The sequence below is a fragment of the Fodinibius sp. SL11 genome, from assembly GCF_052060035.1.
In the GTDB taxonomy this organism is placed as follows: Bacteria; Bacteroidota; Rhodothermia; order Balneolales; family Balneolaceae; genus Fodinibius.
In genome coordinates, this window is sequence record NZ_JBPOEA010000001.1 from 71288 (window position 1) to 85290 (window position 14003).

The window sequence follows — 14003 nt, forward strand, 5'->3', positions numbered from 1 at the left end:
AACAGTTTTTGGGTTATAGATCTTGTTCATAAATCTGGAATTTATTCAAATGCCTGATCCAGATCTTCAATTAGGTCGTCAGCATCTTCAATACCAACCGAGAGCCGGATCAACGAATCTTTGAGTCCCGCTTTTTCTCGAACCTCTTTTGGGATCGATCCATGGGTCATAGAAGCAGGGTGACTAATTAACGATTCTACACCGCCAAGACTCTCGGCTAATGTAAATATTTCTGTTCTACTCATAAATTCCTGCGCTTTTTCCATGGAATCATCCGTCAAAGAAAATGAGACCATTCCACCAAAATCGCTCATTTGTTTTTTTGCAATGTCGTGTTGTCCGTGACTCTCGAGGCCGGGATAAATAACCTGATCCACATCGGGATGTTCGTCCAAAAATGAGGCAACTTTCTTAGCGTTATCTACCGATTGTTGAACACGTACAGAAAGCGTTTTGATGCCCCGCAAAGTAAGGTAACAATCCATGGGTCCGGGAACGGCTCCTGTAGTCTTCACTTGAAAGCGGAGTTGTTCCATAATGGCCTCGTTAGAAGTAGCAACAGCGCCACCTATTACATCTGAATGTCCCCCCAAATATTTGGTAGTAGAGTGGAGAACCATATCTGCTCCCAACGCTAATGGTTGCTGCAGATAAGGAGAAGCAAAAGTGTTATCAACCAGTGATAGGATATCCTGGTTCTTTGCAAAGTTTGTGAGTTCTTCGATATCTACTACGCGCAACAGGGGATTGGTAGGCGTTTCGATCCAAAGCAGCTTAGCATCATCGGTAGCAGCTTTTTTTACATTTTCGATATCAGTCATATCTACAAAAGTAAAGTCGATACCGTATGGAGCAAAAACCTTGGTGAACAATCGATACGTACCGCCGTAAAGGTCATTAGAGGCAATTATCTGATCGCCGGGACGAAACATTTTGAGAACCGCATCCATTGCAGCACAACCGCTGGCAAAGCAAGCACAGGCATCGGCATCTTCTAATCCGGCAATAAGCTTCTCAAGGGCTGTACGAGTGGGATTGCCTACTCGAGCGTAATCATATCCTTTATTAACATTGGGGGCCTCCTGGGCATACGTAGAAGTTTGGAAGATAGGAGGCATTACCGCTCCAGAGGTTTCCTCTGGTTGTTGTCCTGCGTGGATAGCTTTAGTGTTGAATTTCATTACAGAAAGGTATTATAGGTTAGCCTTTACATTTTTTGCTTCCTGTTCCATTCCCAGAATAGAATATGCTTGGAAAAGCTTATTCCAGATTTCCTGATTTTGGGATTCCTTCTCTGTTAGGTTTTCAAAAAGGGGAATAGAAGCTGATAAATATTGCTTAATTTTCTCCTGTATTTGTTCATCGTGTTCCTCCGTTATCAATGGCACAAGTTTTTGATATTGGGAGGCACTGTTGTAGTAAAAAGTAGCTGTACGTTTTTGAATATCCAAGTTCCCCGGATTGGCATCAGAAATCCGGCTAAACTGTTCGCTTGCCCTAGTTAATAGGGTGTTCGCACTGTCAAATTTGGTTTCATCAAGTGCATCACCATTTTTAAGAGCACTAAAAACCGAATTAAGCTTTGCTTTTCCAGCGAAGTATAATTCGGTAGCCAAAGATTGACCGTAAATGATATTTTGCGGTTCATTTTCAATTAATTGTTCGAGCAGTTCTATGGCTTTTTGATGTTCTCCTGCATTGATATATGCATTTGAAAGCCCGTGAAGAAGATTTAGATTATTGTTGGAAAATGATTCGGCCTGTTCATAAACTTCTACTGCTTTTTTAGGATAATTATTTTCCAGATACAGATAGGCAAGTTGTTCCAAGAGAATAGTAGGAGGGTTACTTATCTTCGTCTGGGCTTCTTTTAAGGTGTTAATAGCTTGGTCAGGCTGTTGATCTTTATACAGGGCCCGTGCTTTCATTGTATAAGAAATGGCACTGTCTGGAATAATAATAGTGGCGTTATTGAAATGGGCAGTCGCTTCTGCGTAGTTAGGTTCTTCTATACTTTCTCCCTGCAATAATTTAACACCTTCATTATGTTCTAAACTCCAGGTTACATTGAGCAGGTCGGTTACTTTATCCTCTGATTTTGCTGATTTATTGTATAAATCGGCGGCTTGTTCTAAAGCCTTACGAGCATCTGAATAAGAGGGGACACGTTCAGAGGGTTCCTCTTTTTTTTGGGCCAGCTGAGTAAGTAGCTTTCCCTTTTGGAAGTATAAATCTGCCTTCTCAGGATCAGAAGAAATATTCTTATCTATAGATCGGATCTGTTTCTGGATCTGTTGTTCGGAAAGGCTATCAGATTCAGCCGGATTTTGAGTTGAAGATTGTAATGTTGAGCAACTAATAAAGAACCCGAATGCAAGCATAAGGCTTGCCATTCGGGTAAAGTCATGAATCATAAAAAAGAAAGTGAATTATTAAATGCGAGTGATTAGATGGTTGTTACCCGTCCATGCCCGCTTTTTCCATCGCTTCCTGGGCTTTTTCATCCATTCCAAGGAAGGTGTAAATTTGAAATAAGCTTCTCCAGTAACTTTGATTCTCAGGGTCAAGCTCTACGGCTTTTTCGTAGTAATCCATAGCTTGGCGAATGTCCTCTTTGCCTTGTTTATCAAACTTTGCCGCCTGTTGATTATCGGTGGTTCTGTTACGACGATCAAAAAGAGTTTTGGCTCGGTTTTGATAAATAACGCCCAGTGTTTCGTAGGCAGCGGGATCATCAGGACGAATTTCAAGAGCCTTTTTAATCTCTTTCTCAGCACGATTTGTAAGCTCTTCTTTTCTGGCTAACATCTTTTCATTTTGGTCACTGAGCTGTTGGATTTGACTCTTAATTTTATCCTTTTCTGAGCCATTAGCCTGTTTTAACTTTTGTTGTAAATCCATGATTTTCTCAGAATTAGTACCCATGGAATCTTGCAGCTCTAATGCCTGCTGATAAATTTGGGTACCCATCACTAAGCGGTACTGCGCATTATCAGGATTTTGTTGAACAAGGCTTTCCAGAGTTGAGATAGCTTTTTCGGGTTGATTGGCTCTGCGGTAGGCATCTGCAAGATTGGTAACAATGGGCGTACTCTCAGGAAAGCGTTCTTTACCTTTCTCAAACGCTTCAACAACTTTTTCCTCATTTCCTAAGTTGTAATAGTAATTTCCCAAATGCATGTAATCAACGGTATCAATCTCCGATTCGGAAATCATGCTCATATATTTTTCTTTTGAGGTAACGGCTTCTTTAAACTCTTGGTTGCGGGCAGCTATCTGAGCACGAACATTCCAAGAGCTTGCACTATCTGGCTGAATTTCGGTGGCATTTCGCAAGTGGAATAAAGAATATTCCATCGGATTTTCTACCGTACCTTTGAGACTGTCGTTGGTAGCATAGTCAACCCCTTTCTGAAATTCGTTTTGCCATACAGCAACTTTTACACCAGATATGTTGTCAATTTCTCCTGGTTTATTTTCAGAGGTATCAGCGACAGTTTTTGCTGTTTCAAATGCGTCATTCATTTTTTTGTAATACTCGAGACGCTCGCTCGGATCATCTTTAGATCCTGCAAGTTCGCCTAAAGCAACGGCTTTGTAATAATACCCCAAAGGATCTCCAGGATACGTTTCAATGGATTTTTCTGCTGATGCAATAGCAGCTTCAAAGTCCTGGTTTTTCAGATTACTTTGTGCTTCGTCAGCCAACGGATTTGAAGTTCCGCATCCTATCAAAATCGCCGCGAGCAACGTTACAAGTAGATGTGGTAATTTTTTAATAAACATGGTTTCTTATTGCTATAAATTCAATGTTATTAGAATATCCAATCGTGATTGCAGAAAGTAATCATATATAGCCCTTTCTGCAATATTAATGCTTAAATTTATTATATTAGGCAACTTATAAAGTAACAGTCTATTAACCCAGTTATCAACGTATATGTTCGGCAGCAGCCACTTCGAAAGTCACCACTACAACGATTTTGAGTATCTTAAAATTTCAAAGGGGACAGAGGATTCCCCAAATCTCGTTTTTTTACATGGTATGTTTGGGGGGTTAAGTAATTATGATGCCTTGGTAGACTATATAGATGACTATAATATTTATGTTCCCTCCATTCCCCTTTATGAGTTTAAGGCCAGAAAGCTGACGTTTAAGAATATGGCTAAATGGCTTCATTCTTTTATGGAAGCATTGGAAATTGAAAACCCTATACTGTTGGGCAATTCTATGGGAGGACACCTGGCTCTCGAATATACCGTTCAACAGCCGGACAATGTTTCAGCACTGATTTTAACCGGAAGCTCTGGTTTGCAGGAAAGAGATTTTGGGTCCACATTTCCCCGACGTAACGATCGCGACTATGTGCGAAAACAAGCAGCAATTACATTTTACGATGATGAGTTCGTAACTGAAGAACTTATGGATGAGATTATGGAAGTGATCAATGATCGATCAAATTTATTGAATGTACTTGCTATTGCCCGGGAAACCCATGAGTACAGCATGGAGGAATTTTTACCGAATATTGATCAAGAAGTACTGCTTATCTGGGGTAAACAAGATGAAATTACCCCTCCCGAAGTTGCGGTAGAATTTCAGGAATCTCTGCCGAATTCTCGACTCAAGTGGATAGACAAATGTGGGCACGCTCCGATGATGGAACATCCCGAAAAATTTGCTTTTTATATGAATGAGTTTTTGATCGAATTAAAAAATAAAAATGCAACTTCAATCAAATAATAAACTATGAAGAAGATTATTCATACATCACAGGCACCCGAAGCTATAGGACCATACAGCCAAGCCGTTGTTCATAATGATTTGGTTTACTGTTCAGGACAGATAGGATTAGATCCTGAAACCGGAGATTTTGCAGGTGATGATGTAAGCTCACAGGCTGAGCAGGTCATGAAAAACTTAAAAGCGGTCTTGGAAGAAGCCGGATCAGGGTTTGATAAGGTGATTAAGTGTAGCATCTTTCTTGACGATATGGATGATTTTGCAACGGTCAATGAGATTTATGGCAGCTACTTTGAAAGTGATCCCCCGGCACGCGAAACAGTTGCGGTAGAAACTCTGCCTAAAAACTGTAAGGTGGAAGTCGGCTGCATAGCGTATATCTAAAAAAGGAAGTAGGAAATATATTTGATACTTAGGAGAAACGGGGGAACCGTTTCTCCTTTTTTATTTATATGACCTAATTCTCTAATTCGAAAAGACGTTCTGCTTTGTTACCCATCTTGTCAAAAACAACGACTTCAATTTTCATAGAAGAGGAAGGTTCAAAATTAGGGTGATAGTATAAAAAGCGATCACTTTCTGGTTCAAATTTAGCAATTCCCTGTTGGTCATTGACAAATATTTTTGATCGCGAGTAGTCAATACCGGATAAGTTATCGGTGGCATCGATATAAATAACCCACTTACCATCGGGACGCTCCCGAACGCGCGGATTTGTGACCTTTGGGACCGTCTCGTCTTTTTTTAAAGAAAAATGCCCCAAAGATTCAGCCTTTCCTATGATATGAGTACTGGAAAACTTTGTAGGAACTAATTCCCATTCTTCGTCCTCTCGGTTGAAATTGTAGAACGACAACTTTGTAGTGTCAATTGCTATGCTATCTCGAGAGGTATAAAATCTAAAATTTTTTCGAACCGGATAGGAATTTGGGATGATATTAACTCGTAAAGAGTCATTGTTAAATTTATGCACAGACATACCTACCGAAACCGTATCGTAAAATGTTTGTTTGGGAAATACAGCAAAATGGTTTTGGTCGATGGTTGTAACAAATGAGGTGTTTTGAGGCTTTATGCGGTAAAATTGTAGTGGACCTAATGCAGGGCTGTTAATAAAAAGCGGGTTTTGTTCTTTCGTGCTGATAGCAACACCATTTACATGTTCGATAATGTGTTTTTTATCAGCTAAGCCAATTGTTGTATGCTCGTATTGATTGTAAGGGATGGTAACCCAATCTGTAAACCAGTTCCACTGATTGGGAGATACAAGGTTAATACCTGCGTTGTAATTGGTGTATGATCGTTTACGATTTTGCAGCGGGTCTTCAAGAACATTGATAGTACCCTTTGCCGTGGAAGTATTGCCGTAAAAATCTTTTGCCGTAATTGTGACCTGATGAGTGCCTGCTAATAAATTAAGTACGCCTTTACTATTATTGGTCTTGTAAAAAGGAAGTGAGTTCCCATCTGCAATATATAACCGCTGGAATCCTTTATCGGAATCTTTCAAAATCGGGTACACCCGATCAATAAACATTTGATGGGTTTCATTGTAAGAGAAGCTGTCAACTTTTGAATGAAAGATTTTTTCCCCATTTATATCAAGCTCCAGTTCGTAAACTGCATAACTGTTATGAACGTTATTTGATTGGTCAAAAGTGTTTACACCCAGTCCTACAGGACCATGAACATTGACGGTGCCGAAGTTGTAGGATCCATTTTTAAGTTGTGCTCGTCTGGTATAGATAGCATTTTCTCCTTCTATTGTAGAATTGGAGCTGAGTGGTTCTACCGAAAGCTCTTTAATTTGCGGTGGAATGTTATCTTTAACGGATAAATTTGTGAGTAGAGGATTAAAGGGTTTGTGTGATGGCGTTCGAAGTTCAAAATGCAGATGAGGAGGCCCAATACCTGATGCGCCACTGTATCCGATTAGGTCTCCCTGGGTTACTTCAATATTTCGCCATCCCCAGAATTTCTCCATTTCAAATTGATAATCTTCGGCAAACCGAACCGAATCGGCCAATTGCTGCAGTTTATCATTAAAAGAGAGTAGATGTGCATAAACAGAATAGGAGCCATCATTATGTTTTAAGTATATCACTTTGCCGTAGCCTCGGGGGCCAATCGCAACGCGATCAACCGTACCATCTCGGGTGGCATATACCTCATAGCCCTTTCGTCCCCAGGTTTTTATATCCAAGGCGGCATGAAAGTGTGCCGATCGTGTTTCTCCGAATGTTGAAGAAAGATAGCTGCTTGCTTCAGTTGGCCATTGATAGTGAGCTTGTGAGGGATCAAAATTATGTAGCTCCTGAGCAGCTATGGGCTGTGTGCTAAACCCGATGGCAATAAATGATAAGAGTAGATAGCGAATATTCATGAGTTATTCTACGGTTACCGATAGTGTCGTGAGTCCGCTGTCTAACGAAGCTTCAATAGTATCACCGCTCACAATAGGGGATACGCCTTTGGGGGTTCCGGTTAAAATGATATCGCCGGGCTGCAGGGTAAATATAGTTGATAAATAGTGAATAAGATCGGCTACTGAAAAAATCATCAGCTTTGTGTTATCAGATTGGCGGGTTTCGCCATTTACGGTAAGGTGCAGATCGATGTTTTGAGGATTTGCAATCTGATTTTTTTTGACGAAAGTGCTTAACGGTGCAAAAGTATCAAAGCCCTTGGCAACGGACCACGGATGTCCCTTGTCTTTAGCTTTTTGCTGGATATCACGGGCAGTAACATCAATACCGATACCATATCCACCAATATGCTCTAATACTTTCTCTTTGGGGATATTCTTGCCGGCCTTGTCAATAGCAACTGCCAACTCCACTTCGTGATGCACATTTTTGCTTTGTGGAGGGATATGAATAGCATCGCCATCAAAAATGATACTACTCGTCGGTTTTAAAAATACCAAGGGTTGAGCGGGTACTTCATTTTGTAATTCTTGGGCATGCTCAACATAATTTCGGCCAATGCAAAAGATATTACGAAATTGTAGATGGGATAGTCCCGGTATGCTTTGTTTTTTCATAAGGTATCAAATATAAAAAAGCCTTGGTCTCTTAAGAAACCAAGGCTTTAAAAATTTGGAATAAAGTGTAGTTACGAAACAGGCTCAACACTTACATATTTACGCCCACCGGAGCGAACGCGAAAAGTAACCTGTCCGTCAGCTTTGGCAAAAAGTGTGTCGTCGCCGCCACGGCCTACATTTTCGCCCGGGTGGAACTTGGTACCACGCTGACGTACGATAATGTGACCGGCTTTGACAACTTCTCCGCCATATTTTTTAACTCCAAGTCGTTTCGATATCGAATCGCGACCGTTCTTTGTAGATCCTTGTCCTTTCTTATGCGCCATAACAATCTAAAATTTCTGAATTATCCTTCTTGCTTACTGTTCAATGCATCCAAAACGGTAACCCGCTCTTCATCTTCGGGAACAAAATCTTTAAGATCTTCAAGATCTGTATTTCGGATATGACTGATTGCTTCCTTTGCTGTCATATCGGTAGATACTTGAGCCGTTTCTTCAGCTTCGGAAGTATCTTCTTTTTTCTTTGCAACCTTTTTGCTTCCGCTACCAGAAGTAAAAATACTGTTAATTTCGATTTGAGACATCGGTTGGCGGTGTCCGCGCTTAACCTGATATCCCTTGCGACGTTTCTTTTTGAAAACAATAACCTTGTCTGACTTCACATTATCAAGTAACGTCGCTTCAACAGCAGCACCATCAACAACAGGTTGGCCTACTGTTACATTACCATCGTCGTTAGTTAATAAAACTTCGTCAAAAGTTAGCTTTTGATCGGTTTCATCACTTTGTTTGTCAACAAATAGGACATCGCCTTCTGATACGCGATATTGATGCCCACCTATCTTTACTACTGCGTACATCTAATTATGTAATTTTATGTTTTAAATTCTTTTGGCTACAGAATGCCAAATATAAGCTTTTCGAGGCTCAAAGCAAAGCCAAAAATCTTATGAATTATAGTCGTTAAAATTGTATTATTGTCAATGAATTGAGTCCAATAGAATAAAAAAATTGTTATGGATAAGGAGTTACCTGATTTGCATAAGCAAGCTTTCATGTTTAAAAATAATAAACGCTTTCAAAATGATGGAGGCCGGGCATGGATTAAGGATTCACAACTTCATGAAGCTCGAAAAGATGCCAATGGTAAATTGAAAACCATCAATAAAAAGAAAGAAGCTGACCATGTAGAAGAAGCCAAAGATCACAATCCATCGTTGTAATGTTCTTCAATTCAATTGATTAAAATGAAATATGTCCGACTTCGTTCTTGGATAGTTTTGATAACCGTGGGAGTCGGTATCATTGTTCTGCTCAATTATTCTACCGGGGGTTCAGGTCCGTACAAAAGTGCTAATCCTATAACTGATTCGCTGCTTACGGAATCCTATCCTGAATTATATGAAGCTATTACGCAGCGGAATGCCCGGGATATTGAGCCGTTTCTTTCACACAAACATCCCGAAGTGCGCAAGCAAGCGTGGCGGGCTTTTGCCAATACTCCGGTAGATTCGATTAGCCAATTTATTGATCTTGCCAAAGATCAGAACACCGAAACTGCTTGGTTTGCAATAAGCAAGCATGCCCTTAACGAGAATCAACTTAGGGAACTCGAACAACAGTGGCTCGATAATCCTAAACTACGAACAGGTATATCGAGGGTGCTTGGACAACAGGGTGATGAGCAAACGCTCTCATTTTTATGGGATCAGCTGGACCGAAATTTAGCAGATAGCGAATATCATTTTGCATTGGCAGTGGGGCGTTTGGTTTTGAATCATGACGTGGGTCCAAGTCGCCAAATCAGAATTATTCAGAAAGCTTTTGACACAAAAAGCTACAAAGTTACTCGCGCCTATTTGTATGGATGGTATCGTGGTGCTAAATCCCAATTAACTGATACTGCACAGGATACTCTTTTTAATCGCTGGCAGTTGATGGGGACAGGCATGAGCCGGGATGTGGATCAATATATAAATAAGTTACTGCCCGAACGTACGACACATACGATGACGATTTTCTACAATGGTGAACAGATGCTGGATCACCAGGTTCAGCTGGCCTATGAGTTGGCGACTTCAATTGGTAAAGTTCCATTAAATGATAAGAATGCCTTAGCGGCTAATATTCTTTTGAGAAATGAAAATCCCCATGTCCAGGTTCGAATGCTGCAGAGTTTGGATGGAAAGATTACGGACGGTGACGACCTATATCAATACATCCGGGAAGAGATACTAACGGATGCCAGTTTGGCTGATGCTGTTTGGTTGGAAGCGTTGGCGCTTGTTAAAAAAATAGATGCTCAGATTGTGCGAGAGTATCAAGACAGGCTTGACTCTATAGGGGAAGATAATTCCTATTTGTGGCCGGAGGTTTTGGGGATTTATCAGCAATATAAACCTTTAGTGGAGTACCTGCAGCGTATTGAAGGAGTAGTACAAGAGAATGAGCAATTGCCAACGATGTATGCACTGCAAAGCTTGGGAAGTTTTGTGCAGGATATTCAAAATATTGGAGAGCATAGGCAACAAATTCGCAATATCGTTTTTGATGCACTGGACCTTGGTGATCGCGGCGTTGCTTACATGGCCGGTCCACTGCTTGAAAATGAAGACCTTTTTGGGCAAGAAGATTTTAATCGTATCAACAATAGTTTGAAGGCCTTTGCGCTTCCGGAAGACATTGAAGTCTATCAAAGGTTTGGGGCATTCTATAAAGAACGTTTTGAGGAACAGGCTAAACCCGTGATAGATTCATTGGCTGCTAAAAACTATCTGCCTTTAAATCGATCTTTGGCTAATGCCGGATGGGATGTTAATGTTCCGGAAGAACTGAAAGCTGAGTTCCGCTTGCCTGATTGGAATCGCCTTTGGGAGTTGGGGCGCACACCTACGCTGCTGATGCGAACAGAGAAAGGACGTATCCAGATTGAGATGAATACCCTTAGTGCTCCGGCAACGGTGGCGATGATTGATAGCATGAATAGTGCCGGTCATTATGACGGGGTTCCTTTTCATCGCGTGGTGCCAAATTTTGTAATTCAGGGTGGGGATATAGAACGGCGGGATGGGTTTGGCGGACCAGACTTTGTAATTCCTACCGAAGCATCAGAAAAAGAATTTCAACGCGGGGCAGTAGGTATTGCCAGTGCCGGTCCCGATACTGAGGGCAGTCAATATTTTATGATGCACCAATGGATGCCACATCTAAACGGTAATTATACCCGTTTTGGGAAGGTAGTAAATGGAATGGACGTGGTTGATAACATTGAGAAAGGGGATAGGGTGCTATCAACGTCTTGGTATTAGGGGTTGGTTATCCGGAGTGTCAGCATTTTTAAAAACTACTTTTGTGTGAAATTCTCCGTTTTCGCCCATGGGATCTATTCCATTAAGGCGTTGAAGCTGCATAACCAACTTTTGGTCGAATAATTCTCCTACCTTTAACAAAGATTGGAACTCGTCACTTACGGCACTGATTTTTATTTCTACCGGTTTTAAAAGTAAAATGGGCAGTAGTTCATTGAGTTCTTTTTGCCAAATCGGAAAAACACAGGAATAACCCATTTCGCCAAATACATCTTGTCGCCATTGTTTGATATCTTCTAAGTGCCAGTCGCCGAAAACGAGATTTTCAATAGGTTGATCTATTTGACTCAGTTTATCTGCAACTCGTTCCAAATAGGTGTCATTCGGGCATTCGGGAGGTAAGGCCACCAAAAGTATTTCCAGATTCAGAAATTTCGCCTGTTCTTTAATTTCAGCCAGGGGAATGTTTTGATGAGGTACAACTTCACTGGACTCATTAAATGTAGTGAGCAGTTTTACATCTGCCTCAGGATGAGATTCCCTAAAAAAATGCAGAGCCAAGTAGGCATCTTTTCCACCGCTCCAAAAAAGAATATTCATGTTGTGTGATTAGAATATTTGGAATTCGTGAGTTTGTAAATTAATAAAATATCGATTCTGAATTCTGATTATTGAATTCCTATATTAGGGCGCACGTTTATATGCTCTAAGATAAAAATATTCATTAACGTTTTAATCCAAGGTAGGTTTTTAATGAGCAGCGAGATCCAAAAAGTACATTTGCGAACCAAAGGTATACTGCCCGTCCAGAAATTGCGCGTATTAGCCAATGCGGGCATCATTTCACATGCTGATGGATATCCATTGCAGGATGACCAATTTCAGCCCAACTCCATAGATTTGCGTCTGGGAGAAAAGGCCTATCGGGTGCGTTGCAGTTTTCTCCCCGAAGACGAATCAGTAAATCAAAAGCTGGATAAGCTCAGCCAATATGATTTTTCAATTACGGATGGGGCGATTTTAGAACCCAATTGTGTTTATATCATACCGTTGTTAGAAGAATTGCACCTGCCCTCTCATATATCGCCACAGAAAACGTTATTCAATGGAAATGAAAACGGAGTAGACTATCAAATTGTATCGGGCGAACATCTTTCGGCCAAAGCCAACCCCAAGAGTACAACGGGGCGCCTCGATGTATTTACGCGTGTAATCACGGATTATTCGCATCGTTTTGAGGAAATACGATCTGGCTATAAAGGGAGAATGTATCTGGAGGTGGTTCCCAAGTCATTTCCCATCAAAGTAAAAACGGGAGACCGGCTAAATCAGCTACGCATTCGTCATGGTTATACTGTGCTTTCCGATCAGGATATTTTGCGAACACACAGCTCTGATCCGCTGCTTTTTACCGAGCAGGGAGAGCCGGTAAAAGTAGATAATCTAAAAGTTAATAATGGACTCTTTTTGAGTGTGAATTTACATGCTTCGGAAGGTCAGATTGTGGGTTACAAAGCCAAAAAACACCGCGATTATATAGATCTTGATAACATCAATTATTATGAAGTGTCAGAATTTTGGGAGCCGATCTACCATCAGCCGGATGATCATCTTATTTTAGAGCCGGAGGCATTTTACATTTTTGCTTCCAAAGAGCGCTGCCGCATCCCGGAATATTTAGCTGCAGAGATGATCGCTTATGATACCGGATCGGGAGAGTTGCGAACCCATTACGCAGGCTTTTTTGACAGCGGTTTTGGTGGTCGCGTAGAGGATAAAGGAGCACGTGCGGTACTCGAGGTACGCTCACACGATGTGCCTTTTTTGATTGAAGATGGACAAACGTTCTGCAGTATGAAATTTGAACCTAATACAGAAGTTCCAGAATTTGTGTATGGTGATGATATTAAGAGCAATTACCAGGGACAAGAGCTTCGATTAGGAAAACATTTTAAACAATAAGAGTAGAGCTTATTTTATGGCTCCGAATAATGTAAAAGAATGTGTGTGTCACAATCGGAATTTTTCCGAGATAAGGCAGTATGCCAGTCAAAATAATATCAATTCACTGAATGAACTTCAGGATCAAAACTATTGCAGTAACAGCTGCGGTTTGTGTGCTCCTTATGTAGAAATTATTTTGGAAACCGGTCAGACAGTATTTAGTCCTGGCGAACCCTTTCGAAAAAAACGGTGAGTGATGAATATATTTTATGCGCCTCCCTCGCAGATAAACAATGGGTTCGCCGAGCTGTTGGACCAGGAAGCTATTCATGCCTCAAAAGTGATGAGGGTGCGAGAAGGGGATTCTTTAACCGTTGTTGATGGAGAAGGAGGGCGTTATCAGGGGATTGTTCGTCGTATTACAAAAAAGTCGGTACAAGTAGAAATTAACCATGAGCAACACAGTTCCCGCCCAAAGCCTCAATTTATGTTGGGGATGGGAATCATCAAGAAAAGAGATCGCCTGGAATTTGCTGTTGAAAAAGCTATTGAATTGGGAGCTGCCCAAATATGTCTATTTCGAAGTGAACACACGATCAAAGAAAACGTGCGTATGGATAGGCTGAAATCGATTGCTGTTTCATCCATGAAACAGAGTCTGCAATCGCATCTCTGTGATATAGAAGTCTATCATTCGCTCGAGGTGATGATGGAGACAATTTCAGCAGATAACATAATGGTAGCTCACGAAAAAGTAGATGAATCCAACGATATTGATTATCAAAGTCTTTCTGCTGCCGAAAAGATTTTGCTATTGGTTGGGCCGGAGGGCGGCTTTTCAGATAATGAGATCGATGCATTTATAGATAAAGGAGCCGATCTTGTATCACTTGGAACAAACAGACTGCGTGCAGAAACAGCTGCAGTCGCTTTCCTAAGTCAGTTTTTGTAGAGAGAAT

General features: G+C 41.0%; 14 protein-coding genes. 6 read left to right on the plus strand and 8 right to left on the minus strand.

Translation table 11 applies throughout. The features are described 5' to 3' along the window. Positions 1 to 41: 41 nt before the first annotated feature. Genes ACQ76V_RS00305 through ACQ76V_RS00315 form a run of 3 tightly spaced genes read right to left on the minus strand, consistent with a single transcriptional unit; the run spans position 42 to position 3786 of the window. Positions 42 to 1181, minus strand: a complete 1140-nt coding sequence (locus ACQ76V_RS00305) for a cystathionine gamma-synthase (RefSeq protein WP_440998462.1) — start codon at positions 1179 to 1181, stop codon at positions 42 to 44. Between the two features lie 12 nt (positions 1182 to 1193). After that, positions 1194 to 2414: a tetratricopeptide repeat protein gene (locus ACQ76V_RS00310; RefSeq protein ID WP_440998463.1), complete on the minus strand. Its 1221-nt coding sequence runs from the start codon at positions 2412 to 2414 to the stop codon at positions 1194 to 1196. 43 nt (positions 2415 to 2457) lie between these two features. Continuing rightward, entirely contained in the window at positions 2458 to 3786 is a 1329-nt protein-coding gene (locus tag ACQ76V_RS00315; protein WP_440998464.1) for a tetratricopeptide repeat protein, read from the minus strand. A gap of 154 nt (positions 3787 to 3940) precedes the next feature. On the opposite strand from ACQ76V_RS00315, the gene ACQ76V_RS00320 reads away from it, so the two are divergent. Together ACQ76V_RS00320 and ACQ76V_RS00325 are read left to right on the plus strand one after the other, a co-directional pair. Continuing rightward, positions 3941 to 4744: an alpha/beta fold hydrolase gene (locus tag ACQ76V_RS00320; protein ID WP_440998465.1), complete on the plus strand. Its 804-nt coding sequence runs from the start codon at positions 3941 to 3943 to the stop codon at positions 4742 to 4744. Positions 4745 to 4750: 6 nt separating this feature from the next. Beyond that, on the plus strand, positions 4751 to 5128 hold the full coding sequence (locus ACQ76V_RS00325; RefSeq protein ID WP_440998466.1) for a RidA family protein: 378 nt from the start codon (positions 4751 to 4753) through the stop codon (positions 5126 to 5128). A gap of 73 nt (positions 5129 to 5201) precedes the next feature. On the opposite strand, the gene ACQ76V_RS00330 is transcribed toward ACQ76V_RS00325, so the two are convergent. The 4 genes from ACQ76V_RS00330 to rplU all read right to left on the minus strand — a co-directional run bounded on the left by ACQ76V_RS00330 (position 5202) and on the right by rplU (position 8652). Beyond that, entirely contained in the window at positions 5202 to 7127 is a 1926-nt protein-coding gene (locus tag ACQ76V_RS00330) for a M23 family metallopeptidase (protein WP_440998467.1), read from the minus strand. 3 nt (positions 7128 to 7130) lie between these two features. Beyond that, positions 7131 to 7787, minus strand: coding sequence for a fumarylacetoacetate hydrolase family protein (locus ACQ76V_RS00335; RefSeq protein ID WP_440998468.1), 657 nt, complete (start codon positions 7785 to 7787; stop codon positions 7131 to 7133). Between the two features lie 71 nt (positions 7788 to 7858). After that, entirely contained in the window at positions 7859 to 8116 is a 258-nt protein-coding gene (gene rpmA, locus ACQ76V_RS00340; RefSeq protein WP_440998469.1) for a 50S ribosomal protein L27, read from the minus strand. A 20-nt stretch (positions 8117 to 8136) separates the two neighbouring features. Next, a complete protein-coding gene (rplU, locus tag ACQ76V_RS00345) occupies positions 8137 to 8652 on the minus strand; it encodes a 50S ribosomal protein L21 (protein WP_440998470.1) in 516 nt (171 codons plus the stop codon). 156 nt (positions 8653 to 8808) lie between these two features. Between rplU and ACQ76V_RS00350 the strand changes: the two genes are divergently transcribed. Both ACQ76V_RS00350 and ACQ76V_RS00355 read left to right on the plus strand, forming a co-directional pair. Next, positions 8809 to 9015, plus strand: a complete 207-nt coding sequence (locus ACQ76V_RS00350) for a hypothetical protein (protein WP_440998471.1) — start codon at positions 8809 to 8811, stop codon at positions 9013 to 9015. Positions 9016 to 9039: 24 nt separating this feature from the next. Further along, the gene (locus tag ACQ76V_RS00355; RefSeq protein ID WP_440998472.1) at positions 9040 to 11100 is read left to right on the plus strand and encodes a peptidylprolyl isomerase; all 2061 of its coding nucleotides are present in this window, start codon (positions 9040 to 9042) and stop codon (positions 11098 to 11100) included. Here ACQ76V_RS00355 and ACQ76V_RS00360 read toward each other — a convergent pair. Beyond that, the gene (locus ACQ76V_RS00360) at positions 11083 to 11700 is read right to left on the minus strand and encodes a hypothetical protein (protein WP_440998473.1); all 618 of its coding nucleotides are present in this window, start codon (positions 11698 to 11700) and stop codon (positions 11083 to 11085) included. The genes ACQ76V_RS00355 and ACQ76V_RS00360 overlap by 18 nt on opposite strands. A gap of 153 nt (positions 11701 to 11853) precedes the next feature. Here ACQ76V_RS00360 and ACQ76V_RS00365 point away from each other — a divergent pair, with 153 nt between their 5' ends. Together ACQ76V_RS00365 and ACQ76V_RS00370 are read left to right on the plus strand one after the other, a co-directional pair. Then, positions 11854 to 13062 carry a 2'-deoxycytidine 5'-triphosphate deaminase gene (locus ACQ76V_RS00365; RefSeq protein ID WP_440998474.1) on the plus strand — a complete coding sequence of 403 codons (1209 nt, stop codon included), beginning with the start codon at positions 11854 to 11856 and terminating at the stop codon, positions 13060 to 13062. A 238-nt stretch (positions 13063 to 13300) separates the two neighbouring features. Further along, on the plus strand, positions 13301 to 13996 hold the full coding sequence (locus tag ACQ76V_RS00370; protein ID WP_440998475.1) for an RsmE family RNA methyltransferase: 696 nt from the start codon (positions 13301 to 13303) through the stop codon (positions 13994 to 13996). Positions 13997 to 14003 lie beyond the last annotated feature (7 nt).